The organism is Thermobifida cellulosilytica TB100 (assembly GCF_001517975.1).
GTDB lineage: Bacteria > Actinomycetota > Actinomycetes > Streptosporangiales > Streptosporangiaceae > Thermobifida > Thermobifida cellulosilytica.
Window position 1 is genome coordinate 209,847 of sequence record NZ_KQ950181.1, and the last position, 25,044, is coordinate 234,890.

General features: G+C 74.1%; 16 protein-coding genes and 1 pseudogene. 15 read left to right on the plus strand and 2 right to left on the minus strand.

The genetic code is table 11. The features are described 5' to 3' along the window. Positions 1-113 precede the first annotated feature (113 nt). The 4 genes from AC529_RS07265 (at position 114) to AC529_RS07280 (ending at position 4,596) form a co-directional block, all read left to right on the plus strand. Positions 114-1,709 (plus strand): ABC-F family ATP-binding cassette domain-containing protein, encoded by a 1,596-nt coding sequence (locus AC529_RS07265; protein WP_068754944.1) that lies wholly within the window; start codon positions 114-116, stop codon positions 1,707-1,709. Positions 1,710-1,860: 151 nt separating this feature from the next. Continuing rightward, positions 1,861-2,073, plus strand: a complete 213-nt coding sequence (locus tag AC529_RS07270; protein ID WP_068754946.1) for a helix-turn-helix domain-containing protein — start codon at positions 1,861-1,863, stop codon at positions 2,071-2,073. Positions 2,074-2,160: 87 nt separating this feature from the next. Beyond that, the gene (locus AC529_RS07275) at positions 2,161-2,973 is read left to right on the plus strand and encodes an enoyl-CoA hydratase/isomerase family protein (RefSeq protein WP_068754948.1); all 813 of its coding nucleotides are present in this window, start codon (positions 2,161-2,163) and stop codon (positions 2,971-2,973) included. Between the two features lie 228 nt (positions 2,974-3,201). Next, complete coding sequence (locus tag AC529_RS07280; RefSeq protein WP_083948020.1) at positions 3,202-4,596, plus strand: DEAD/DEAH box helicase; 1,395 nt, start codon at positions 3,202-3,204, stop codon at positions 4,594-4,596. 20 nt (positions 4,597-4,616) lie between these two features. Here AC529_RS07280 and AC529_RS07285 read toward each other — a convergent pair whose 3' ends face one another. Further along, the gene (locus tag AC529_RS07285) at positions 4,617-4,967 is read right to left on the minus strand and encodes a hypothetical protein (RefSeq protein WP_068754950.1); all 351 of its coding nucleotides are present in this window, start codon (positions 4,965-4,967) and stop codon (positions 4,617-4,619) included. Positions 4,968-5,152: 185 nt separating this feature from the next. After that, positions 5,153-5,581, minus strand: coding sequence for a winged helix-turn-helix transcriptional regulator (locus AC529_RS07290; RefSeq protein ID WP_068754952.1), 429 nt, complete (start codon positions 5,579-5,581; stop codon positions 5,153-5,155). Between the two features lie 132 nt (positions 5,582-5,713). On the opposite strand from AC529_RS07290, the pseudogene AC529_RS19540 reads away from it, so the two are divergent. The 11 genes and pseudogenes from AC529_RS19540 to AC529_RS07340 all read left to right on the plus strand — a co-directional run. Next, positions 5,714-6,370 (plus strand): annotated as a pseudogene (locus AC529_RS19540) (oxidoreductase); the annotation flags it as partial. A gap of 570 nt (positions 6,371-6,940) precedes the next feature. Next, on the plus strand, positions 6,941-7,954 hold the full coding sequence (locus AC529_RS07295; RefSeq protein WP_068755898.1) for an NADP-dependent oxidoreductase: 1,014 nt from the start codon (positions 6,941-6,943) through the stop codon (positions 7,952-7,954). A gap of 1,812 nt (positions 7,955-9,766) precedes the next feature. Further along, positions 9,767-10,843, plus strand: coding sequence for a permease (locus tag AC529_RS07300; protein ID WP_068754954.1), 1,077 nt, complete (start codon positions 9,767-9,769; stop codon positions 10,841-10,843). After that, positions 10,840-11,571 carry a TIGR03943 family putative permease subunit gene (locus AC529_RS07305; RefSeq protein ID WP_068754956.1) on the plus strand — a complete coding sequence of 244 codons (732 nt, stop codon included), beginning with the start codon at positions 10,840-10,842 and terminating at the stop codon, positions 11,569-11,571. Before AC529_RS07300 ends, AC529_RS07305 begins: the two co-directional genes overlap by 4 nt. Positions 11,572-12,303: 732 nt before the next feature. Next, complete coding sequence (locus tag AC529_RS07310; RefSeq protein ID WP_068754958.1) at positions 12,304-13,086, plus strand: 2,3-dihydro-2,3-dihydroxybenzoate dehydrogenase; 783 nt, start codon at positions 12,304-12,306, stop codon at positions 13,084-13,086. A 91-nt stretch (positions 13,087-13,177) separates the two neighbouring features. Further along, positions 13,178-14,359 carry an isochorismate synthase gene (locus AC529_RS07315; protein WP_068754959.1) on the plus strand — a complete coding sequence of 394 codons (1,182 nt, stop codon included), beginning with the start codon at positions 13,178-13,180 and terminating at the stop codon, positions 14,357-14,359. A gap of 19 nt (positions 14,360-14,378) precedes the next feature. Beyond that, the gene (locus tag AC529_RS07320; protein WP_068754962.1) at positions 14,379-16,010 is read left to right on the plus strand and encodes a (2,3-dihydroxybenzoyl)adenylate synthase; all 1,632 of its coding nucleotides are present in this window, start codon (positions 14,379-14,381) and stop codon (positions 16,008-16,010) included. Next, positions 16,007-16,672 (plus strand): isochorismatase family protein, encoded by a 666-nt coding sequence (locus tag AC529_RS07325; RefSeq protein ID WP_068754964.1) that lies wholly within the window; start codon positions 16,007-16,009, stop codon positions 16,670-16,672. The genes AC529_RS07320 and AC529_RS07325 overlap by 4 nt, the downstream gene beginning before the upstream one ends. Positions 16,673-16,676: 4 nt before the next feature. Continuing rightward, positions 16,677-17,996 (plus strand): lysine N(6)-hydroxylase/L-ornithine N(5)-oxygenase family protein, encoded by a 1,320-nt coding sequence (locus tag AC529_RS07330; protein ID WP_068754966.1) that lies wholly within the window; start codon positions 16,677-16,679, stop codon positions 17,994-17,996. Positions 17,997-18,033: 37 nt separating this feature from the next. Next, positions 18,034-18,288: a phosphopantetheine-binding protein gene (locus tag AC529_RS07335; RefSeq protein ID WP_068754968.1), complete on the plus strand. Its 255-nt coding sequence runs from the start codon at positions 18,034-18,036 to the stop codon at positions 18,286-18,288. Between the two features lie 37 nt (positions 18,289-18,325). Further along, positions 18,326-25,044: non-ribosomal peptide synthetase (locus AC529_RS07340; RefSeq protein ID WP_157080158.1), on the plus strand; the 6,719-nt coding region annotated here is incomplete at its 3' end.

The window sequence follows — 25,044 nt, forward strand, 5'->3', positions numbered from 1 at the left end:
AGGGTTGTCGGGTGCGACCTCCCCGGACCGAGGCCCCTCCCCTCCGCCGCCGACCGCGGCGCCCGGGTGCCCGGCCCACTCCGCAGCCGTAGCGAGAAAGCCCTCGAAGACTCATGCTCATCGCCTCTGACCTCGAACTCCGTGTGGGTGCACGCCTGCTGCTGGAGCCCACCTCCTTCCAGGTGGGACCCGGAGACCGGATCGGCCTGGTCGGCCGCAACGGCGCGGGCAAGACCACGCTGACCAAGGTGCTGGCCGGGGAGGGGATTCCGGCCTCGGGGAAGGTCACCACGTCGGGCACGATCGGCTACCTGCCGCAGGACCCGCGCACCGGCGACCTGGACGTGCTGGCCCGGGACCGCATCCTGTCGGCGCGCGGCATCGACGAGGTGCTGCGCAAGCTGCGCGAGGCCGAGCAGAAGATGGCCAGCGACGTGCCGAAGATCCGCGACCAGGGGGTGCGCGCCTACGCGCGGCTGGAGGAGCGGCTGCACGTCCTCGGCGGCTACGCGGCCGAGGCCGAGGCCGCCTCCATCGCCTCCAGCCTGGGCCTGGACCAGCGCATCCTCACCCAGCCGCTGCGCACCCTCTCCGGCGGGCAGCGGCGGCGCGTGGAACTGGCCCGCATCCTGTTCAGCGGAGCCGACACGCTGCTGCTGGACGAGCCCACCAACCACCTCGACGGCGACTCCATCGTCTGGCTGCGCGACTTCCTCAAGGCGCACCAGGGCGGGCTCATCGTCATCAGCCACGACGTGGACCTGGTCGAGCACGTCGTCAACAAGGTGTTCTACCTGGACGCCACCCGCAGCGTCATCGACGTCTACAACATGGGCTGGAAGGCGTACCTGAAGCAGCGCGAGGCCGACGAGCGGCGGCGCAGGCGGGAGCGGGCCAACGCCGAGAAGCAGGCGTCGGCGCTGCAGAAGCAGGCCGAGCGGTTCCGCTCCAAGGCGACCAAGGCGCGCGCGGCCCAGCAGATGCTCCAGCGGGCCGAGCGGCTGCTGGAGTCGGTGGAGGAGCGGACCGTCGAACGGGTCGCCAAGCTGCGCTTCCCCGACCCCGCGCCCAGCGGGCGCACCCCGCTGGCGGCCGAGGGGCTGAGCAAGTCCTACGGGTCGCTGGAGGTCTTCTCCGGGGTGGACCTGGCCGTCGACCGGGGCAGCCGGGTGGTCGTCCTCGGGCTGAACGGTGCGGGCAAGACCACGCTGCTGCGCCTGCTGGCCGGACTGGAGGAACCCGACACCGGCCGCGTGATCCGGGGGCACGGGCTGCGGCTGGGCTACTACGCCCAGGAGCACGAGACCCTGGACACCGACCGCACGGTGCTGGAGAACATGATGAGCGCCGCGCCGGACCTGCCCGAGGTGGAGGCCCGCAGGGTGCTGGGGTCCTTCCTGTTCAGCGGCGACGACGTGGACAAGCCCGCCGGGGTGCTCTCGGGCGGGGAGAAGACCCGGCTGGCGCTGGCCGCGCTGGTCGTCTCCAGCGCCAACGTGCTGCTGCTGGACGAGCCCACCAACAACCTGGACCCGGCCAGCCGGGAGGAGATCCTCAGTGCGCTGCGCAACTACCGGGGGGCGATCGTCCTGGTGACCCACGACGAGGGCGCGGTGGAGGCGTTGCAGCCGGAGCGGGTCATCCTCCTCCCCGACGGCGTGGAGGACCTGTGGGACGCGGAGTTCACCGACCTCATCGCGCTGGCCTGAGCTGTTTCGGACCTGGTTTCGCGAGGACCGAAACACGGTCCGGCGGCGATGCACGTGGTTTTCCGGTCTCAATGGGTAGCCCACTGGAGCCGCCATGTCTGATCATGGCAGGAGCGACTTCGTTGCCGTGCCGAGAGATCGGGAGGTACTCGTGGCCGAGACGTTGAGAAAGGGCACCCGGGTGACCGGAGACGAGCGGTCGGATCTGGCCTCTGACCTGAAGCGGCGCTACGACAACGGTGAGAGCATCCGCTCCCTGGCCGCGGCCACCGGCCGGTCCTACGGCTTCGTGCACCGGCTGCTGACCGAGGCCGGTGCGACCCTGCGCGGCAGAGGAGGGGCCACCCGGCGCAGCCGGAGGTGACTCCGCGGCACGCCGCCCCGCGGACTGCTATGTTACTGATCGGTAGGAAGCGGGTGGGCTCGCAGCCCCACGGGTGAAAGGCGTGCGATGGCGCAGATGACGGCACCCACGGCGGAGGAACTGGCCGCGGCCGGCCTGGAGCTGGCGGTCGACGGAGAAGTCGCACGGATCACGCTGTCGCGACCCCACCGGCGCAACGCCATGACCGGCCGGATGTGGACCGAGCTGGCCCGAATCGGCCACACCCTTCCCCAGGGTGTCCGAATCGTCGTCGTCACCGGGAAAGGTCCGGCCTTCTCCTCCGGGATCGACCTGGACATGTTCCGCCCCGGCGACGTCGACGGCGTGCCGACACCGCTCACCCTGCTGTCCCGCGGCCCCGAGGGGGCCGCCGCCCTGGAGCAGACCATCGCCTCCTACCAGGAGGGCTTCCTGTGGCTGCGGCGCGCCGACCTCGTCTCCGTCGCCGCGGTGCGCGGACACGCCATCGGTGCGGGATTCCAGCTCGCGCTCTCCTGCGACATCCGCATCCTGTCCGACACCGCGCAGCTCTGCATGAAGGAGCCGGCGCTGGGCCTGGTTCCCGACCTCACCGGAACCAAGCCCCTGGTGGAGCTGGTGGGCGTCAACCGCGCCGTCGAGCTGTGCCTGACCGCCCGTACGATCGACGCCGCCGAGGCCGACCGGCTGCGGCTGGCCGAACGGGTCGTCCCCGACGCCGAACTGGAGACCGCCGTCGACGACCTGGTGGCGCAACTGCTGGCGGTGCCCGCAGACGCGGCGCGGGCCACCAAGGAACTGCTGCTCCAGGCCGGACGCAACGACCTGGAGACGCAGGCCGCGGCCGAGCGCACCGCGCAGCTCGCCAGGCTCGCCGCGCTGGCCGCGCACTCCCGATGACCGGGACCGGCCGCCGGGAACCGGCCCGCCCGAACCGGACTGGTATGTTGGGCGCAACGGCCGAGTTCTGCTGCGCGCATCCGGCGCGCCGGGCCGTTGCGAGCGCCGGGGACCGAACCCCCGTGGCGCGTCTCCACCCGACGCGTCTGTGCGACCGTCGCGGCCCTTCCTGACCCGGCCCGAGCCTTCCTCGCAACGCGGCCGACCCATGAGGAAGGTTGACGTCACTTGACGGACACTGCCGCACGCCCCTCCTTCGGTGGACTCGGACTGCCCGGGGCGGTCGTCGCGAAGCTCACCGAGAACGGCCTGACCACCCCGTTCCCGATCCAGTCCGCCGCCATCCCCGACGCGCTCGCGGGCCGCGACGTGCTCGGCTGCGGGCGCACCGGGTCGGGCAAGACCCTGGCCTTCGGCCTGCCCGTGCTGCTGCGGGCCGCCCGGGCCCGCTCCGCGCCCCGACGGCCCCGCTGCCTGGTCCTGGTGCCCACCCGCGAACTCGCCCACCAGGTGCGCGACGCCCTGCGGCCCTACGCCCGGGTGCTGGGCGTGCGCGTGGGCGACGTGGTCGGCGGCAGCCCCTACGGCAGGCAGATCAGCGAACTGCGCCGCGGCGTCGACCTGCTGGTCGCCACCCCCGGCCGCCTGACCGACCTGGTCGAGCAGGGCGCCTGCTCCCTCGGCGCGGTCGAGGCGACCGTGCTCGACGAAGCCGACCAGATGTGCGACATGGGCTTCCTGCCGCAGGTCAGCCGCCTGCTCGACCAGGTCCGCCCCGGCGGTCAGGTCCTGCTGTTCTCCGCCACCCTGGACGGCGACGTCGACACGCTGGTCCGCCGCTACACCGCCGACCCGCGCGTCCACTCCGTCGACCCGCCGGTCTCCCAGGTCGCCACCATGGAACACCACCTGCTGCGGGTGCTGCCCCGCGACCGGGACCGGATCGTCACCGAGATCGCCGCCCGAGAGGGCGGCACCATCCTCTTCGTCCGCAGCAAGCACCGCGCCGACCTCCTCAGCCGGAAGCTGGCCGACGCCGGGGTGCCCGCCGCCGCACTGCACGGCGGCAAGAGCCAGAGCGTGCGCACCCGCACCCTCGCCGGCTTCCGCGAGGGGCGCGTGCGGGCCCTGGTGGCCACCGACGTCGCCGCGCGCGGCATCCACGTCGACGGCGTCGACCTGGTGCTCAACGTGGACCTGCCCGCGGGCCACAAGGACTACCTGCACCGGGGCGGGCGCACCGCCCGCGCCGGGAAGTCCGGCCGGGTGGTCTCCATCGTCGCGCCCGACCAGCGCCGCCGGGCCCGCCGCCTGCTGGAGGAGGCGGGAGTGCGGGCCGCCCAGCACCTGGTCGCCCCCGGGGACGCACTGCTGTGCGAGCTCACCGGGGCCCAGCAGCCTCCGGGACTGCCGTGGACGGAGCCGGTCGAGCCGCCGCAGCGGCGCGGCCACCCCCGCAGGCACCGCGCGGAGGGCACGCGGGGCGGCCGCGGCCGCCGCTTCGCGGGAGAAGCCGAGGAGCGGCCCCGCCGCGGCGGCGACCGGGGCGGCCCCGCGCACCGGCGCGGCGGACGGCCCGCCGCGCCGCGGCAGAACGGGGAGCATTTCCGCGGGCGCGGCTGAGCCCGTCGGCGGCCGGGGCCTCAGCGGCCCCGGCCGTCCTGCGCCTCCCGCTCCGAGCCGAGGGAGTGGTCCCCGTGCTCGAAGCTGTCGTCCTGGTACTCCTCCGGCTCCTCGGACACCCCGGTGTCCTTGAAGATGTCGACGAAGTAGGCGACGGCCATGCCGATGAGGAAGAGCACCGCACCGGCGACCACGACGGCCCACACGGGCGGTCCCAGGGTCAGGCCGACCCCGCCCACCAGGAAGCCGACGATCATCAGGGCCACGGCGATCCACGAGCTGGGCCGCCCCCAGTGCGAGTACCGCTTCTCCGAAGCACCGATGTCGGCGGTGTCGCCGACGTGGCGCTGGCGGTCCATGGGGCTCATCATGTGGGCACCTCCCGGCCTGCCCGCTTCCCGGCGGACCGGCTCCCAAACGCTGTTCGGCCGCTGCCGGGAACACCCGCCGCCGTCCCGCTCCTCCGGGTGCAGCGGGGCCGTCCGGGCCACGGCAGCGGAGGCGGCCCGACCCGCCGGGAGCGAGCAGGGGACGGACCGGTTCCGGGCGGCCCCGCTCAGGCGCGGGCGTCGTACTTCTCGCGGTGGGCCAGCACGTCGTCCATGTGGGACTGGGCCCACTCCCGAAGCCGGCGGACCACACCGAGGAGGGAGAGGCCGAGGTCGGTCAGCTCGTAGGTGACGGTCACGGGCACCGTGGGGACCACCGTTCGGGTGAGCAGGCCGTCGCGCTCCAGCGAGCGCAGGGTCTGCGTCAGCATCTTCTGGCTCACCCCCGACAGCAGCCGGGCCAGTTCCGAGTACCGCAGCGCCGTGGGGGCGGCCGGCACGTCCGGAGCCTTCTCCGCGTCGCCGCCGAGAGCACACAGCACCAGCACGACCCACTTGTTCGCGAGCCGGTCCAGGAGCATGCGGCTCGGGCACACGGCCAGGAACGCGTTGTAGGCCGCACCGCTCGGCCCCGTCTCCTCGGTCCGCGTCGTCATCACGCACTCACCTCACACGATCTTCTGGGTGGGTTACGCACTTTAAAGTGCCTACTTCCCAAAGGGAAGTATCGCGCGCAGAATCGGGAAACGCCAGTCGGCACCAACCCGAGCAGAAGCGAGAGGAACACCATGAGCACGACCAGCACCCGGCTTCCCGGCGGCACCTGGACGCTGGGGGACTCGACGGTCACCCGGTTCGGCTACGGCGCCATGCAGCTCGCGGGACCGGGGGTCATGGGGCCGCCCGCCGACCGCGAGGGCGCCCTGGCCGTCCTGCGCGAGGCGGTGGACCTGGGGATCACCCACATCGACACCAGCGACGCCTACGGCCCGCACGTCACCAACGAGCTGATCCGCGAGGCGCTGCACCCCTACCCGGAGTCGCTGCTCATCGCCACCAAGGTGGGCGCGGTCCGGGACAAGAACGGCGGGTGGCCCCCGGCCCGGCGCCCCGAGGACCTGCGAAAGCAGGTGCAGGAGAACCTCGACTCCCTCGGCGTGGACACGCTCGACCTGGTCAACCTGCGGCTGGGCGACGCGACCGGCACGGTCCCCGAGCCCGTCGGCGAGGCGTTCCAGACCCTGGCCGAGCTCCAGAAGGAGGGGCTGATCCGCCACCTCGGCGTCAGCAACGCCACCGCCGAGCAGATCGCGGAGGCCCGCTCCGTCGCCCCGATCGTGTGCGTGCAGAACATGTACAACCTGGCCTACCGCGAGGACGACGCCCTGGTGGACGAGCTGGCCGCCGACGGCATCGCCTACGTGCCGTTCTTCCCGCTGGGCGGCTTCTCCCCGCTCCAGTCCGAGACGCTGTCGAAGGTGGCGCGCAGGGTCGGGGCGTCCCCCCCGGTCGGTGGCACTGGCCTGGCTGCTGCGCCGGTCGCCGAACATCCTCCTCATCCCCGGCACCTCGTCGGTCGCCCAACCTGCGCGAGAACGCCGCGGGAGCCGGGGTCGCCCTGTCCGACGAGGACATGGCCGAACTGGACACCATCGGCCGCTGAGGCGGGACCCGGACACGGGGCGCCGGCGGGGCAACCGCACGGCGTCGGCCGCGCCCCGTGCGCCGGGGAACCCGAGCGCGGGCTGCGCAGGACGTGGCCGCCGCGGGGACGGCGGGACCGCGGGGAACCGCGTGCCGCGCTCCCCGGGCAAGGCGGCGGTCCGCTGCGCGCCGGCCCCCGCCCGGCGGACGCGGGCCGACCCGGTTCCCCCGGGTCGGCCCGCGACGCGGCACCCGGCACCTCCGCCGGGTGCCGCACCCCGCCTCCGCACCCCTACTGCCGGGTATGGCAGGGTCGTCTCCGGGAACGTGGGAGGGACACCGCACGGCACCGGAGTACGCAGAGGAGAACCATGCCGACCACAGCACGGGAGTTCCACCTGGTCGCCCGGCCCCAGGGCGAGCCCGTCGAGACGGACTTCGCCCTGGTCGAACGCACCCTGCCCGACCCGGGACCGGGTGAGGTGCTGATCCGCAACCTGGTGCTCTCCGTCGACCCCTACATGCGCGGGAAGATGGCCGGAGTGCGCACCTACACCGACCCCTACGAGCTGAACGCCCCCATGGAGGGAGGCGCCGTCGGGGTCGTCGAGGCCAGCGGGGACCCCGACCTGCCCGTGGGGACGACCGTGCTGCACTCCGCGGGATGGCGGTCGCACGCCCTGCTGCCCGCCGCGCGCACCCGGCCGGTCGACACCAGCGGCCCCCTGGGGCCCAGCGTCTACCTGGGCGCGCTCGGCATGCCCGGCCTGACCGCCTACGTGGGGCTGCTGCACAAGGCCGGGCTGCGCGAGGGCGACACCGTGTTCGTCTCCGGCGCGGCCGGAGCCGTCGGCGGCATGGTCGGCCAGCTCGCCCGCCTGTACGGGGCCGGACGGGTCGTCGGCAGCGCCGGATCCCCGGAGAAGGTCGCCTACCTCGTCGACGAACTGGGCTTCGACGCGGCCTTCGACTACCGGTCCGGACCGGTGCGTCGGCAGTTGGCCGAGGCCGCGCCCGACGGGATCGACGTCTACTTCGACAACGTCGGCGGCGAGCACCTCGAAGCGGCCATCTGGTGCGCCAACGACTTCGCCCGCTTCGCGCTGTGCGGTTCGATCTCCGGCTACAACGCGACCAGCGCGCCGCCCGCGCCGCGCAACCTGTTCCAGATCGTCACCAAGCGGCTCACCCTGCGCGGGTTCATCGTCAGCGACGACCCCCACCTGGCCCGGGACTTCCACCGCGACGTCGCCCCGGCGGTGGCCGACGGGAGGATCAAGGTCCGCGAGACGGTCGTGGACGGCCTGGAGAACACCCCCGAGGCGTTCATCTCGATGCTGCGCGGTGGCAACACCGGCAAGATGGTGGTCCGCGTCTCGGACTGACCGAGAGCCGGGCCGCCCGTTTCCGGGCGGCCCGGCCGCCCCGTGCCACGGGCGGGACCGAGCGGAGGAAGGAAACCCCGACCGGCCGTCGACGCCCGGCCTGCCCCGGCAGCGGCCCTCGGCGTGGGCCTGTACCCACCGGGCACGCCACGGCGGCCTCCGGCCCGGTAGTCCCGCGCATGCGCACCTCACGGCACGGGCGGCGGGTGTGTTCTGAAGACATGGCCGCCCGCCGCAAGACCGGCCTCGACGGGGGAGACCGGCCCGTTCGACGACGTCCGCTCGGACGTCTGCCCCAGGGAGCGGACCGGCCTCCCGGGCCCAGCGCCTCTCCCCAGCGCTTCGCCGTCGGGGTGCCTGTCGCCCGACAGTCCCTCCCACCCCCGAGGAGCGGTCAGGACTGCCGGGCCTCCCGGCCGAAGCAGACCGGCAGTGAACCGCCCCCACCAGCCCCGGCCGGGCCGCCGACCTCCGGTACCGCTTCACCGCCATGGCTCCAGGGACAGAGCAGGCATCTGTTCTGTCCCTGGAGCCATGATCGCCAAGGCCGTGTCGCTGGTCGGTCCTGGAGTTCGGCACGAAGAAGGCTTCCGGCCGGTTCCGCGGCCAGCGGGCACCGTGGTCAGCGAGCAGGACACGAGGGCCCAGGACGAGGCTGTGGGGTGTTCTCCGGGGGCTGGGGTACTTCCACAGGTTTTTCGGGAGTGAAGGAGAACCGCCCGGAGCGTTTCTGAAATCCCGGGTCGTCAAGAGTGCTCTCGCGCCTGTGGGTGGTTCCGTGTTGCGTAACGGTTGCTGGCTGCTTCGGCCGGGAGGCCCGGCAGCCCTGACCGCTCCTCGGGGGTGGGAGGGACTGTCGGCTTTCCGTAGCGCTTCACCCCGGGAACCCGTCCCGGTGCCCTCTTCCAGAGGTGAGGCTTTCGAGAATTCTGCGGGAGAGGAGAAGGAGAAGCGGTCTGGAAGCGGGACGGCACCGTTCACCGCGATGCCGCTTCCGCTGTCTACCGCGGTGGCCATGCGGGCCAACAGGGAGGCAGGCGGTCAAGGCGGAGGTGCTCGGAGTGTCCGGGCAGGGAGTCGGATACCGGCGGGACTTCGGCTACTCCGGCGGTGTTTCGGTGGAGACGAATATTTCGGGTGGCCCCGGGGCAGGCGGGGAAGGAACGGCCGTGCGCGGGACCATGGCGGTTGGCCGTGTGCGGTTTTCGGCCCGCCGTGGCGAAGAAAGCGTTCCCGGGTTCCTGCCGGGGCCGGGAGCTCCGGTCGCACCGGCGGCTTCGTCGTCCCGGAGCGCGGGAAGACGAGTGGCGCGCCCGCCTGCCGCCGGGGCGGTCGGGGACGGCGCCCCGGCGGTGCCGCTGCTCTTGGGCTTCGGTGTCCACCCCCGTTCACCTGCGGATTTGCCGACACCCGGCGGGACGGCGCAGCCCGGCTTCCCGGCTCTCGGAGGCGGCCGGAAGCGGGGGAGTGCCCCCGCTTCCGGCCGCCTGGCCGACAGACGGAGGAAGGCGTTCCGGCTCTTCCCCGAGCAGGCGGTGACCGGGTTTTCCGTAGACCGGCCGGCGGGATCCGAGCGGATCTCCGCGGAAAACCCGCGCGGGGCCGGTGGGGCGCGTCCTGCCGGAGAATTCGGATATTCCGTGCGGGAGAGCGGACGGTGGCCCCGGCAGGGCCGGGAGGCGAGAAGGCCGCCCGCCCGGGGTTCCGTGCGGTGTTTTCCACAGGGGGCGAGAAAGGCGGCGGGAAGCGGCACGGGTTTTGGCTAGCATGCTCCGCGATGGTGACCTGTCGACCTCCTGTGAGGACTCCCGCGTGTCGGAACGACCCTCTCGTGCCCTGGCGTCCGCTCCCTCTCTCGGGGACTCCCTGGCCCGCGGCTGGGACGAGCCCGACGACGGCCACGAGCTCCCGCCGCCGGAGTGGGGGCGGCCCGCGCGGTCGGGCAGGACGGCCACGGTCTGGCTGTTCGCGCTGATCGTCCTGGCGCTGACGGCGGGCCAGGCGCTGCTGGCCGGGCGCTTCACCCACGAGGCGTTCCTGGCGTGGGCGACCGTCTTCACCGCCATCAGCCTCCAGGCGCTGCCGTTCCTGGTGTTCGGGGTGGCGCTGTCGGCGGCGATCACCGCGTTCGTGCCCGCCCGGTTCTGGCAGCGGGTCGTGCCGCGCCGCGCGGCCCTGGCCGTTCCGGTCGCCGGGCTGTCGGGCGCGGTGCTGCCGGGGTGCGAGTGCGCCTCAGTGCCGGTGGCCGGGGGGCTGATGCGCCGCGGGGTCGCTCCCGCGGCGGCGCTCACCTTCCTGCTTGCCGCGCCCGCGATCAACCCGGTCGTGGTGGTGGCCACGGTGGTGGCCTTCCCCGGTCAGCCGGAGATGGCGCTGGCGCGTTTCCTCGCTTCGCTGGCGGCCGCGGTCGGGGTGGGCTGGCTGTGGGCCGCCTTCGGCCGGACCGACTGGCTGCGCCCGCCGCGCGCCGGGCACGGCGCGGACGCGACCGGGTGGCGGGCGTTCGTCGACGCCATGCGGCACGACCTGATGCACGCCGGAGGGTTCCTGGTGGTGGGCGGGCTGGTCGCGGCCGGGGTGAACGTGCTGGTGCCCCGGGACTGGCTGGCCGCGGTCGCCGACACCCCGGTGCTGTCGGTGCTGGCGATGGCGCTGCTGGCGGTGGTGCTGTCGATCTGCTCGGAGGCCGACGCGTTCATCGTGGTGAGCTTCACCGAGTTCTCCGCCACCGCCAAACTCGCCTTCCTGGTGGTCGGGCCGATGATCGACCTGAAGTTGATCGCCCTGCAGGCGGGTTCCTTCGGCTGGGCGTTCGTGCGCCGCTTCGTGCCCCTCACCCTGGCGCTGACCCTGTTGTTCACGTTCCTGATCGGGGGGTGGCTGCTGTGACCCGCCTCGCCCAGGGCATGGTCATGGTCCTGCTGGGGGCGGCCGCGCTGAGCGTGACCGTGACCTCCCAGACCTACCTGAACTACGTGCGCGAGGAGTTCCGGCCGTTCCTGGTCGCGGCCGGGGTGGTGCTGGTGCTGCTCGGCGCGGTGACGGTGGTCCTGGACCTGCGCTCCGCCCACGGGGACGACACGGACACGCACGGCCACTCCCACGGCCACGACCACGCCCGGGCTCCCGCGGTGGCGTGGCTGCTGCTGCTCCCGGTGGCGGTGATCTTCGTGGTGGCGCCCCCGGCGCTGGGCGCCTACACCGCCGCGACGGCCGATCAGGCGGCGGTGGTCGAGAGCGCAGCGGCCGACGAGTTCGACGCGGAGTTTCCCGACGACGGGCCGGTCGAGATGAAGCTGCGGGAGTTCGTGGTGCGGGCCTGGACCGACGAGGAGCGCACCATGGCCGGGCGCGACATCCGGCTCGCCGGGTTCGCGATGCCCAACCCGGAGGGGGAGGGCTGGTACCTGGCCCGGTTGCAGATCGCCTGCTGCGCCGCCGACGCCATCGTCAACCGGGTGCTGATCGAGAACCAGCCGGAGCCGCCCGAGGACTCCTGGTGGACGGTCACCGGACGGTGGGTCGAGCCCGAGGGCAGCCTCCAGGAGGTCCGCGACCACCGGTTCGAGGTCACGGAGATGACCGCTGTGGACAATCCTCCCGACCCCTACGAGTAGCCGGGCGGGGTCGGCGCGTCCGGCACGGAACACGGGCGCCGGACAGGCGCGGTGGGCGGCCGGTCAGGCACCGGCGCACTGCTGGGAGCGCGCCGCCTCCCGGTCCGGTCGGCCTCCTGCGGCGGTGGCGGCCGTGGGAAGGAGAGGGAGGATACCGGGGCGCGCACCCGCCGGCCCGACACGGTGAGGTTGCCGGACGGGGCGACGCGTGCCTGCCGGACACGAGGGCGGCGGCCCGCGGCCCCGGGCGCAGAGAGCATGACGCTGCGTTCGCCGCCTGCGGGGAGGGAGGGCGGGCGCAAGACGGGCGCGGCCGGGGTGTCGGCGTCCGCGGCGAGGACCGGGACGGCTGCCCCCGCGGGAGCGGCCGGGGGTGCGGGGCCCCTGCGGTCGAGAGTCGCGGCCCACCGGTGCCCCCGGGCCGCTCAAGGGTGTCACGTGAGCGGCGACCCGGGGTCTCGTGTGCGCTGCGGGCAGCGGGCCGGCGGGGTCGATGTGGGGGACGTAGCGTATTTCTCCCTCTGCTGCGGGAGGGACGAAGGTTTTCTTCTGAGTTGCAAGGGTTTTTCAGTGTGATTACTCAAACACTTCTCCTTGCCTATTTTGTCCCGAATATGCCTTGGTATCCCGTTTCTTCGGGTTGACTCTGGGTGGTCGGTGCATTGAGACTGTCGGCGGTAGTTAGGCAAGGTTTGCCTTAGTTTTCGGCCCTGGTTGGCGCTAGGGGGATACGTGTCCCACATCGGGATCGCAGGATCGGTCGCCGTGGTCACCGGCGCGGGCAGCGGTATCGGACATGCCGTCGCCACGGCCCTGGCCAGGCGCGGAGCCGTGGTCGCCGCGGTCGACATCGACCCCGACAGAGCCGCTCGAACAGCCGCTGACCTGGAACGGTCCGGGCAGCACGGCCGCGGCTACACCCGCGACGTCACCGACTCCTCCGGCGTCGACCGCCTCGTCGCCGAAGTGGAACACGACCTCGGCCCGGTGGACGTGGTGGTCAACGCCGCCGGGGTGCTGCGCACCGGGCCCGCCGTCGACTGCACCGACGAGGACTGGCAGGCCCTGTTCGCGGTCAACGCCACCGGGGTCTTCGCCGTCTCCCGCGCCGCCGCGCGGCGGATGGTGCCGCGCCGCCGCGGCTGCATCGTCACCGTGGCCTCCAACGCGGCGGGAGTGCCCCGCGTCGACATGGCCGCCTACGCCGCCTCCAAGGCCGCCGCGGTCGCCTTCACCAAGTCGCTGGGCCTGGAACTGGCACCGCACGGGATCCGCTGCAACGTGGTCTCCCCTGGCTCCACCGACACCCCCATGCTGCGCGGCATGAACCCGGACGGCTACGACGAAGCCGCCGTCATCGCCGGGGACCCGGCCCGCTATCGGGTCGGCATCCCCCTGGGCCGGGTCGCCCGGCCCGAGGACGTCGCCGAAGCCGTGTGCTTCCTCGTCTCACCCGCGGCCAGACACATCACCATGCACGACCTCTACGTCGACGGCGGCGCCACCCTGCGCTGACCGACCTCCTCTCCCGCTCTCCCAACCACACAGCGAACCGACGGGCCCGCCCGGCCCGCACCCCGGCGTGCCCGACCCAGAAAGGCCAACGATGCCCCGACAGCGCGTCGCCGCCCCGGCCCCCACCGTGACCGAACTGGTGGCCGCCTACCAGCCCCGCGACTTCCTGCTCACCTCCGCCTCCGGCACGCTGCTCGGCAGCGGCGCCCTGGCCACCGTGACCGGGATCGACGAGCTGGCCGACGTCCTGAGCCGGGTCGGCACCGACACCGGGCAGGCGGCCGTGGCGGTCGGCGCGCTCCCCTTCGACCGCGACGCCCCGGCCCACCTGGTCGTGCCCGAGACCGTGCGACGCGGCCCCGCCCCCGAGCCCGCCGCCGCCCCGGCCCCCCGGCGCAGCCCGCTCCCCGGCGCCTGGAAGGCCGTCCCGGTCCCCGACCCCGCCGACCACGCCACCGCGGTGAAGCGCGCCATCACCCTCATGACCGACCCCGTCGCCCCGGAGCTGCGCAAGGTCGTGCTGGCCCGCTGCCTGAAACTGACCGGGACCTGCGCGGCCGACGTCGCGGCCGTGGTGGCCAACCTCGTCCGGGCCGACCCCGTCGGCTTCACCTTCGCCGCCGACCTGCCCTCCCGCGACGCCGCCCCGCGCACCCTCGTCGGCGCCAGCCCCGAACTGCTCGTCGCCAAGCACGGCCGCTCGGTGGTGTCCCACCCCCTGGCCGGGTCCGCGCCCCGCCACCCCGACCCGGTGCAGGACCGCGAGCAGGCCGCCGCCCTGCTCTCCTCCGCCAAGGAACGCGCCGAACACGCCGTGGTCGTGGAGGCCGTCGCCGAGGCGCTGCGCCCCTACTGCCGCCGCCTCGACGTGCCCGAAGAGCCCTGGACGGTCACCACCGCCACCATGTGGCACCTGGCCACCCGCATCACCGGCGAACTGCGCGACCCGCACACCCCCTCCTCCCTGCTGGCCCGGGCCCTGCACCCCACCCCCGCGGTCTGCGGCAGCCCCACCGACCGCGCCTATGCGGCCATCGCCGAGATCGAGCCGTTCGACCGCGGCTTCTACACCGGGGCCGTCGGCTACACCGACACCGCCGGAGACGGCGAGTGGGTGGTGACCATCCGCTGCGCCGACATCCACGGCAGCACCGTCGACCTGTTCGCGGGCGGCGGCATCATGCCCGACTCCGATCCCGAGGCCGAACTCGCCGAGACCACCGCCAAGTTCCGCACCCTGCTGCGCGCCCTGGGCGTCGACCAGACCCGCTGACCCCACGGAAAGGACACCGATGCTCGACGGCTGCACCCCCTGGCCCGAGGAGTTCGCCGCCCGCTACCGCGCGGCGGGCTACTGGACCGGGGAGACCTTCAGTGACTTCCTGGCCGACCGCTCCCGCCGCTTCGCCGACCGCGTCGCCGTGGTCGGCGCGGGACAGCGCTGGACGTATGCGGAACTGGACGCGCGCGCCGCCGCCACGGCCACCGGACTGGCCCGCCTGGGCGTGGCCGCAGGAGACCGCGTGGTCGTGCAACTCCCCAACGTCCCCGAACTGCTGGAAGTGGTCTTCGCACTGTTCAAGCTGGGAGCACTGCCGGTGTACGCGCTGCCCGCGCACCGCGCCGGGGAGGTCTCCCACCTGTGCACCACCACCCGGGCCAGGGCCCTGGTCGTCGCCGACCGGCACGGCGGCTTCGACTACCGGACCATGGTCGAGCAGATGCGCGCCCAGGGCAGCGCCCCCGACCTGGTCCTGGTGGCGGGCGAGGCGGGCGGCTTTACCCCGCTGGCCGAGGCCCGCACCGCCCAGGCCGACCCGTCCGTGTTCGCCCGCCCCGACCCCGCCGACGTGGCCTTCTTCCAACTGTCCGGCGGCACCACCGGGCTGCCCAAACTCATCCCGCGCACCCACGACGACTACCTGTACTCGGTGCGCGCCAGCGCCGAGGTCTGCGCACTGGGCACCGACACCGTCTACCTGGCCGCGCTGCCCGCCGTGCACAACTTCCCGATGAGCTCGCCCGGCTTCCTCGGCGTGCTGCACGCGGGAGGCACCGTGGTGCTGGCCCCCGACCCCTCCCCGCAGACCGCGTTCACCCTGATCGAGACCGAACGGGTCACCATCACCGCGGTCGTCCCGCCGATCGCGCTGCTGTGGCTGGACGCGGTCGAACACGGCACGCAGCGCGACCGCGACCTGTCGTCGCTGCGCGTCCTGCAGGTCGGCGGCGCCAAGTTCGCCCCCGAGGCGGCCCGCCGGGTCCGCCCCGTCCTGGGGTGCACGCTGCAACAGGTGTTCGGCATGGCCGAGGGCCTGGTCAACTACACCCGCCTGGACGACCCCGAGGAGATCGTCACCACCACCCAGGGCCGCCCGCTCAGCCCCGCCGACGAGATCCGCATCGTCGACGACGCCGACCGTCCCGTCCCCGACGGCGAGGTCGGCCACCTGCTCACCCGCGGCCCCTACACCATCCGCGGCTACTACCAGGCCGACGCCCACAACGCCACGGCGTTCACCGAGGACGGCTTCTACCGCACCGGCGACCTGGTCCGCCTGACCCCCACCGGACACCTCGTCGTCGAAGGGCGCGCCAAGGACCAGATCAACCGGGGAGGAGAGAAGGTCTCCGCCGAGGAGGTGGAGAACCACATCCTGGCCCACCCCGCGGTGCACGACGCGGCCGTCGTCGGCATGAGCGACCCCTACCTGGGAGAACGGGTCTGCGCCTACGTCATCCCGCGCGCCGAGCCGCCCAGCCGTGGCGAACTGCTGCGCTTCCTGCGCGAACGGGGCCTGGCCGTCTACAAGATCCCCGACCGGATCGAGTTCGTCGAACGCTTCCCCGCCACCGGCGTCGGCAAGGTCTCCCGGCGCGAACTCCGCCGGGAGCTCGCACGCAGATTGGACGCGACCCGATGACACTGCCAGCGATCAGCCCCTACCCGCTGCCGCGCGCCGACCGGCTGCCCGCCAACCGGGCGGCCTGGCGCCTGGACCCCGACCGCGCCGTGCTGCTCGTGCACGACATGCAGCGCTACTTCCTACGCCCCTACCAGGAGGGCGCCGACCCGCTGCGCGGCGCCCTCACCCACATCGCCGCGCTGGTCGACGCGTGCCGCTGCGCGCGCGTCCCGGTCGTCTACACGGCCAAACGCGGGGGCATGTCCCCCGAGCAGCGCGGCCTGGAACTCCACTTCTGGGGCAGCGGCATGCGCGCCGCCGCCGAGCACACCGCGATCGACGCGCGCATCGCCCCCGAAGCGGACGACACCGTGGTGACCAAGGCGCGCTACAGCGCCTTCGTCGGCACCGACCTGGCTGCCCGCCTGGCCGAGTGGGGCCGCGACCAGCTCGTCGTCACCGGCGTCTACGCGCACATCGGCTGCCTGCTCACCGCGGCCGACGCGTTCATGCGCGACATCCAGCCGTTCCTCGTCGCCGACGCCACCGCCGACTTCACCGCAGAAAAACACCACCTCGCCCTGGAGTACGCGGCCACCCGCTGCGCGGTGGTGACCACCACGGACCAAGTGCTCGCCGCCGTGGGCACCGCACGCGTCGACGTCGAAACCGGAGGCTGACCAAGTGACCACGACCCCCACCGCCGACACGTCCGAACACCGCGTCCACGACCTGGTCGGAGTCGGCTTCGGCCCGTCCAACCTCAGCCTGGCGATCGCCCTGGCAGAGCGCCGCACCGCCGCAGGAGACGCCCCCGACGTCCTGTTCCTGGAGCGCCAGGAGAGCTTCGGCTGGCACCCGGGGATGCTGCTCGCCGACGCCACCATGCAGATCTCCTTCCTCAAGGACCTGGTCACGCCCCGCAACCCGGCCAGCGACTTCAGCTTCCTCTCCTTCCTGCACCGCCAGGGGCGGCTGCACGACTTCATCAACCACAAGACGCTGTTCCCGCTGCGCGCCGAGTTCCACGACTACCTCGTCTGGTGCGCCGAGCGGGTCGGCGAGCAGGTGCGCTACGGACAGCAGGTGGTGGAGCTGCGGCCGGTCCGCGACGGCGGGCGGATCACCAGCGTGGACGTGGTGGCCCGCGACACCGCGGGCCGCCAGACCGTGGAACGCGCCCGCAACGTGGTGCTGGCCCCCGGGCTGCGGCCCCGACTCCCCGAGGGGGTGCACGAGTCGGCGCGGGTCTGGCACAGCGAGCACCTGCTGCACCGCCTGGCCGACCTGCCCGAGGAGCCGGTCCGCGGCTTCGCCGTGGTGGGCGCCGGGCAGAGCGCCGCCGAGGCGGTCGACCACCTGCACCGCACCTTCCCCCGCCTGCCGGTGCACGCGGTGTTCTCCCGCTACGGCTACAGCCCTTCCGACGACACCCCGTTCGCCAACCGCATCTTCGACCCCGAAGCGGTCGACGCCTACTACGACTCCCCCCAGGAGTTCAAGGACGAACTCATGGGCTACCACCGCAACACCAACTACTCCGTGGTCGACCCCGACCTCATCGCCGAGCTGTACCGGCGCGTCTACGCCGAACGGGTGCGCGGCGAGACGCGGCTGCGGATCCACAACATGACCCGGGTCGTCGCGCTCGACGAGACCGACGGAGGAGTCGACCTCACCGTCGAGGACCGCTCCACCGGCAAGCAGACGGTGCTCGCCGTCGACCACGTCGTCTACGCCACCGGCTACCAGCCGGTCGACGTGCGGACCCTGCTCGGCGGACTCGCCGACCACTGCGTCTTCGACGGCCTCGGACGCCCCGCCCTGCACCGCGACTACCGGCTCGTCACCGACGACACCGTCGACTGCGGCCTGTACCTACAGGGCTGCACCGAACACACGCACGGCATCTCCTCGGTGCTGCTGTCCAACGTGGCCACCCGGGCCGCGGAGATCCTCGACTCCATCGAGGCCCGCACCGGCCTCACCGCGGCGGCCTCCTGACCCCCTCCACCCCACCCTTCCTCCGACTGGAGCAACCATGACCAGTGCCGACACTCCACGTAGCAGCGTCCTCACCGAACAGCGGGTGCGCGACGACGTCGCCCGCCTCCTCGGGGAGCCCGCCGACACCATCGACGCCGACGAGAACCTGCTGGACCGGGGGCTGGACTCCGTCCGGCTGATGAGCCTGGTCGAGAGCTGGCGCCGCGACGGGATCAACGCCGACTTCGCCGACCTGGCCGAGGAGCCGACCATCACGGCGTGGCTGGCGCGCCTGTCCGACCAGCCCTGACCCCACCTCTCTTCTCTCGCGCAAGGAGCGGTATCCGATGCCGGACACCCCCACCGCCCGGCTGCCCCTCACCGGGGCACAGGCCGGGGTCTGGTACGCCCAGCAGATCACCCCGGACAGCCCGGTCTTCAACGTCGGCCAGTACACCGACATCCCCACCGCCGTCGACACCGACCGGTTCGCCCGGGCCGTGGCCTCCGTGGTCCGCGACAGCGACACGCTGCGGGCCCGGCCGGTGCACGGCGACGGCGGCGTCGTCCAGGAGATCGCCGCCGACGGCACCGTCCCGGTCGAGGTGCACGACCTCACCGGCGCATCCGACCCCGAGTACGCCGCCGAGTGGATGCGCCGCGACATGGCCCGACCGGTCCCCCTGGACGGCGGCGACCCGCTGGTCCGCTACGCCCTGCTGCGCGTGGGGGAGCGCCGCTGGTTCTGGTACCAGCGCTACCACCACATCCTCGTCGACGCCTACGCGGTCACCCTGATCGCGCGCCGGGTCGCCGAGGTCTACACCGCGCTGGGCCGGGGCCAGCAGCCGCCGCCGTCCCGCTTCGGCACCCTCGCCGACGTCGTCGCCGACGAGACCGCCTACGCCTCCTCGCCGCGCCGCGAGGCCGACCGCGCCCACTGGACCGAGCTGCTGGGCGACGGCTACGAGGCGGCGCTGCTGTCGTCGCAGCCGCCGGCCCCCCACGCGGGGGCGCTGCGCGACCGTGCAGCCCTCGACGCCGACACCTTCGCCGGGCTGGCGGCGCTGGGCGAACGCACCGGCGCCACCTGGGCGGAGGCGGTGATCGCGGCCTACGCCGCCTACGTGCACCGGATGACCGGCTCCGACGACGTGGTGCTGGGCTCGCCCGTGATGGGACGGCTGGGCACCGCGGCGCTGCGCACCCCGGCGATGGTGGTCAACGTGCTGCCGCTGCGGCTGCGCGTCCGCCCCGGCGACACCGTCGAACAGGTCGTCGCCGCCACCGCCGCCGCCCTGCGCGACCTGCGCGCCCACCAGCGCTACCGCGCCGAGTGGCTCCGCCGCGACCTGGCCGCGGTGGGCACGGACCGGATGCTGTTCGGCCCGGAGATCAACGTCAAGGTGTTCGACTACGCCCTCTCCTTCGACGGGGCGGCCGCGACCACGGTCACCCTCTCGGAGGGCCCCGTCGACGACCTGGCGCTGTCGGTCTACCGCGACCCCGACGGCGGGCTGCTGCTGGAGGCCAACGCCAACGAGCACCGCTACGACGCCGCCGCCGTGCGCGCCCGCCTGACCGAGATCGCCCGCCTGCTGCACAGCGCGGCCGCGGCCCCGCCGCACACCCCCGTGGCCGCCCTCGACCTCGCCGAGACGGACGCGGGAGTCGTCGGCACACCCCCCGTCGAGCAGCACCCCCCGCTCGTGCCGGAACTGCTGGCCCGCCTGGCCGACGACGAGCCCGACGCCACCGCCGTCGTCGCCGACGGCCGCCGCGTCAGCCGCGCCGAACTCCTCGACCGCGTCGACCGGCTGGCCCGCCTGCTGCGCGACCTGGGCGTCGGCCCCGAACGGACGGTGGCGCTCGCCCTGCCGCGCTCCCTCGACCTGCTCGTGGCGCTGTTCGCGGTGCTGCGCGCGGGCGGGGCCTACGTCCACCTGGACGCCGCCCACCCCGCCGAACGGCTCGCGCACGTCGTCGCCGACACCCGGCCCACCGCCGTGCTCACCCGAGCCGACTTCGGCGCGCCACTGCCCGACCTGGGCGGCGCCCGCGTCGTCGACCTCGCCGACGCCGCCGTGCGCGCCCGCCTGGACGCCGCGCTCGGCGCCGACACCGCACCGCTGCCCGCACCCCGGCCCGACAGCGCCGCCTACGTCATCCACACCTCCGGCACCACCGGACGCCCCAAGGGAGTGGTCGTCGAGCACCGTGCGCTGGCCAACCTCGCCGCCGCACAGCGCCGCCTCCTGTTCGGCGGCGCTGTGCGGCGGCTGCGCCTGGCCCACACCGGGTCCTTCGGCTTCGACGCGTCCTGGGAGCCGCTGCTGGGCCTGCTGTACGGCCACGAACTGCACCTGCTGGACGAGGAGCACGTCTACGACCAGGCCCGCCTCGGCGCCTACGTCGCCGAGCACGGCATCGACCACCTCGACTTCACCCCCACCTACCTGCGCGGCCTGCTGGACTCCGGGCACCTGCGGCACGTGCCGCGACTGCTCAGCTTCGGCGGCGAGGCATGCCCCGACGAACTGTGGCGCACCCTGCGGTCCCTGCCCGCGACCCGCGCGCTCAACTACTACGGCCCCACCGAGAACACCGTCGACGCGCTGGTCGCCGACGTCGCCGACAGCGACACGCCCACCGTGGGCCGCCCCCTGCCCGGGGTGGCGATCCGCGTCCTGGACGGTGCGCTGCGCCCGGTGCCCGCGGGCGTGCCCGGCGAGCTGTACCTGGCCGGGGCGCAGCTGGCGCGCGGCTACGCCGACCGTCCCGACCTGACCGCGCAGCGGTTCGTCGCCGACCCCTACGGGCCGCCCGGCAGCCGCATGTACCGCACCGGCGACCGGGTGCGGCTGCGCCCCGACGGCCAGGTCGACTACCTCGGCCGCACCGACACCCAGGTGCAGGTGCGCGGCTACCGCGTGGAGGTGGAGGAGATCGAGGCCGTCGCCGAGACCCACCCCGCCGTGGCCCGCTGCGCGGTCGCGGCGCACACCGCGGCCTCGGGCTCGGTGCGGCTCGCCGCCTACGTCGTGCCGAGCGACGCGGGCGCGCCCGCCCCCGAGGCGGTCCGCGCCCACCTCGCCGAGCGCCTGCCCGACTACATGGTGCCCGCCACCGTCGTCTGCGTCGACGAGCTGCCCGTCACCACCAGCGGCAAGCTCGACCGCAGGGCGCTGCCCGACCCCGGCCCCGAGGCCGCCGACGGCGGCGACGAGCCCGCCACCCCCGAACAGCAGACCCTGCGGGAGGTGTTCGCGCAGGTCCTCGGCGTGGCACAGGTCGGCGTCCACGACGACTTCTTCCGGCTCGGCGGAGACAGCATCACCGCCATCCAACTGGTCAACCGGGCCCGGTCGGCCGGACTGGCACTGCGGGTCCGCGACGTGTTCGAGCGGCCCACCGTCGCCCGCCTGGCCGCGGCCGCCGCCCGGCCCGCCGCACCCGCCGCCGCACCCGCCGACGAACCGGTCGGCGCACTGTCGCCCACCCCCCTCATGGCCGACCTGCTCGACCAGGGCGCCCCCTCGCCGCGCTTCACCCAGACGCAGGTGCTGTGCACCCCGCCCGGACTCGACGCGGACGTGCTCGCCGCCGCACTGGCCGACCTGGTCCGCCACCACGACGCGCTGCGCATGCGCGCCACGGGGACCGGCCTGGAGATCCTCGACGCCCACGCCGTGCCCGACGACCTGCTGCACCGCGTCGACGCGGCCGGCCTGGACGGCGCCGACCTCGCCGCGGCACTCGCCGAGCAGGCCGAACACGCCGCCGCACGCGTCGACCCGGCCCGCGGGCGCCCTCTGGCCGCCGTCTGGCTCGACCGCGGCGCCCACCGCAGCGGCCGCCTGCTGCTGCGCGTCCACCACCTCGCCGTGGACGGCGTCTCCTGGCGCATCCTCGGCCCCGACCTGCGCGCCGCCGTCGAGGCCCGCGCCCGGGGCCGGACGCCCGAGCTGGAACCGGTCGGCACCTCGCTGCGCCGCTGGACCCGGCTGCTGGCCGCCGAGGCGCGCCGCCCCGAACGCGTCGCCGAACTCGACCACTGGCGGCGTACCGTCGACCCGGCCGCCCACCGGCCGCTGGGAGACCGGCCCCTCGGCGGGGGCGACACCGTCGCCGTCCGCCGCAGCATCGAGCAGACCCTGGACCCCGCACTGTCGGCGGCCCTGCTCACCGAGATCGGTCCCGCCCTGGGTGCCGGAGTGGAAGAGGTGCTGCTGACCGCGCTGGCCGTGGCCGCCGCACGGCTGCGGGCCCGCCGCGGCGAACCGGACGGCGGCGTACTCGTCGAGGTCGAGGGGCACGGCCGCCGCGAACTGGCCGAACCCGCCGACACCTCGCGCACCGTCGGCTGGTTCACCAGCGCCCACCCCGTCCGCCTCGCCCCGGACCGGACCGCCGACGCCGGACAGGCGCTCGCGGCCGTCAAGGAGACCCTGCGGGCCGTGCCCGGCGACGGGATCGGCTACGGCCTGCTGCGCCGACTCAACCCCGACACCGCACCCGCCCTCGCCGACGCGGCCCGCCCCGACGTCCTCTTCAACTACCTGGGCCGCTTCGGACCCTCCGCCGACGCCCCCTGGCAGGTCGCCCCGGAGACCGCGAACGTGCTGCTCGACGAGGACCCCGAGCAGCCCCTCGCCTGCGGCCTGGAGGTCGGCGTCGCCGTCCGCGACACCGCCGACGGCCCCGAGACGACGGTCACCTGGCGGTGGGCGCCCGGCGTGCACGACGCCGAACAGGTCGCGTTCCTCGTCGAGGAGTTCACCGCCGCGCTGCGCGGCCTCGCCGAGTGCGCCGCCCGGCCCGGGGTGTGCGCGCTCACCCCCTCCGACGTGCCGCTGGTCGACGTCGACCAGGCCCGCATCGACCGGGTGGCGCGCGCCTGGGCCGACCGTGCCGACGTGGCCGACCCGCGGATCGTCGACCTGTGGCCGCCCACCCCGCTGCAGGCCGGACTGGTCTTCCACAGCCTCTACGGCGACGGCCGCGACGCCTACACCACCCAGTCGTGCACCGAGGTCGCCGGGCCGCTGGACGCGGACCGGCTGCGCGCGGCCGCCGCGGAACTGCTGCGCAGCCACCCCTCGCTGCGCGTCGGCTTCTGGAGCGACGACGGCGCGGACCCGGTGCAGTTCGTGCCCGCCGAGGTGGCGCTGCGCTGGCGCACCGTCGACCTGACCGGACACGACCCCGCCGACCAGGAGGCCCGCTGCGCCGAGGAACGCGCCGCGGAACGGGCGGAGCGCTTCGACCTCGCCCACCCGCCGCTGGTCCGGTTCGCGCTGCTGCGCCTGGCCCCCGACCGTCACCGGCTGGTCGTCACCGACCACCACACGCTGCTGGACGGCTGGTCCACCCCGCTGTTCCTGCGGGAGCTGTTCACCCGCTACGCCACCCCCGGTACGCCCGGACCCGCCGCGACCTTCCGCGACCACCTGGCGTGGCTGGCCGCCCAGGACGCCGACGCCGCCGACCGCGCCTGGCGGGACGAGCTCGCCGACCTGCCCGGACCCGTCCTGCTGGCCCCCGACGCCGACACGCACGGCGGAGACGGAACCCAGCGGGAGCTGCACGCCGAACTGGACGAGGCGGACAGCGCCCGGCTGACCCGCACCGCGCGGTCGCTCGGCGTGACCGTCAACACCGTCGTGCAGGCGGCGTGGGGACTGCTGCTGGCCGGACTCACCGGAACCGACGACGTCGTGTTCGGCGCGACCGTCTCCGGCCGCCCCGCCGACCTCGACGGCGTGGAGGACATCCTCGGCCTGTTCATCAACACCGTCGCGGTGCGCGTGCGCGCCCACCCCGCCCGCACGGTCGCCGACCTCCTCGTCGACCTGCAACGCCGCCAGGCCGCGCTCGCCGAGCACCACCACGTCGGCCTGACCCGGCTGCAGGAGATCGCCGGCGCCGCTCCGCTGTTCGACACGCTGCTGGTGTTCGAGAACTTCCCCCACCGCGACGCCCTGGCCGCCGAGGACTACGCGGGCGTGCGGCTGCGCGACGTCCAGGTCGAGGACGCCACCCACTACCCGGTCTCCGTCAACGTGTTCCCCGGCGAGCGGCTGGGCCTGCGGCTGTGCCACCGGCCCGACGCGGTCTCCCCCGACCGGGCCGCCGAACTGCTGGCACGCTTCCGTGAGGTCCTGGTCCGCATCAGTGCTGATCCGTGGCGGCGGGTCGGTGCGGTGGAGGTGGTGACGGGGGCGGAGCGCCGTCGTGTGGTGGAGGAGTGGAACGCCACGGGGCGGCCGGTCACGGCTGTGGAGCCCGCGGTCGCGGTCGCGGGGTGGGCGCGTCGCAGGCCGCGGGCGGTGGCGGTGCGCTGCGGTGGTGTGGAGTGGTCGTATGCCCGTCTGGAGGCGGAGACCGACCGGTTGGCGCGGCTGCTGGTGGGGCGCGGGGTGCGTCCGGGGCGGGTGGTGGCGGTGGCGTTGCCGCGGTCGCCGGAGCTGGTGGCGGTGCTGCTGGCGGTGCAGCGGGCGGGCGGGGTGTACCTGCCGCTGGACCCGGAGTTCCCCGCCGAACGCATCGCCGCCATGCTCACCGACTCCGCGGCCGTGCTCCTCGTGGCCACCGCCGAGACCGCGGCGCGCCACGGCGGGAACGTGCCCGTGCTGCTGGTGGAGGAGGCCGCCGAGGCCCCCGACACGGCACTGCCGGAGCACCTTCCCGCGGAGCGGGCGGCCTACCTCCTCTACACCTCCGGGTCGACGGGGCGGCCCAAGGGCGTGGTGGTGTCCCACCGCAACCTGGCCAACTTCCTCACCGACATGGCCGAACGGGTCCCGCTGCACCCGCACGACCGGTGGCTGGCGGTGACCACGGTCAGCTTCGACATCTCCGCCCTGGAGCTGTACCTGCCGCTGCTGGCGGGCGCGGCCGTGGTGCTCGCCGACGCCGACACCGTCCGCGACCCCAGGAACCTCGCCGCACTGGTCCGCTCCAGCGCAGCCACCGTCGTCCAGGCCACGCCCACGCTGTGGCAGATGCTCGCCGAGCACGACCCCGACGCGGTCGACGGCCTGCGCGTCCTCGTCGGCGGCGAGGC

What these genes read in the sequence shown, in the direction of transcription:
- AC529_RS07325 (WP_068754964.1), top strand. Translation starts at nt 16,007, where the DNA reads ATGACACTGCCAGCGATCAGCCCCTACCCGCTGCCGCGCGCCGACCGG.
- AC529_RS07315 (WP_068754959.1), top strand. Translation starts at nt 13,178, where the DNA reads ATGCCCCGACAGCGCGTCGCCGCCCCGGCCCCCACCGTGACCGAACTG.
- AC529_RS07285 (WP_068754950.1), bottom strand. Translation starts at nt 4,967, where the DNA reads ATGATGAGCCCCATGGACCGCCAGCGCCACGTCGGCGACACCGCCGAC.
- AC529_RS07335 (WP_068754968.1), top strand. Translation starts at nt 18,034, where the DNA reads ATGACCAGTGCCGACACTCCACGTAGCAGCGTCCTCACCGAACAGCGG.
- AC529_RS07290 (WP_068754952.1), bottom strand. Translation starts at nt 5,581, where the DNA reads ATGACGACGCGGACCGAGGAGACGGGGCCGAGCGGTGCGGCCTACAAC.
- AC529_RS07265 (WP_068754944.1), top strand. Translation starts at nt 114, where the DNA reads ATGCTCATCGCCTCTGACCTCGAACTCCGTGTGGGTGCACGCCTGCTG.
- AC529_RS07295 (WP_068755898.1), top strand. Translation starts at nt 6,941, where the DNA reads ATGCCGACCACAGCACGGGAGTTCCACCTGGTCGCCCGGCCCCAGGGC.
- AC529_RS07275 (WP_068754948.1), top strand. Translation starts at nt 2,161, where the DNA reads ATGGCGCAGATGACGGCACCCACGGCGGAGGAACTGGCCGCGGCCGGC.
- AC529_RS07320 (WP_068754962.1), top strand. Translation starts at nt 14,379, where the DNA reads ATGCTCGACGGCTGCACCCCCTGGCCCGAGGAGTTCGCCGCCCGCTAC.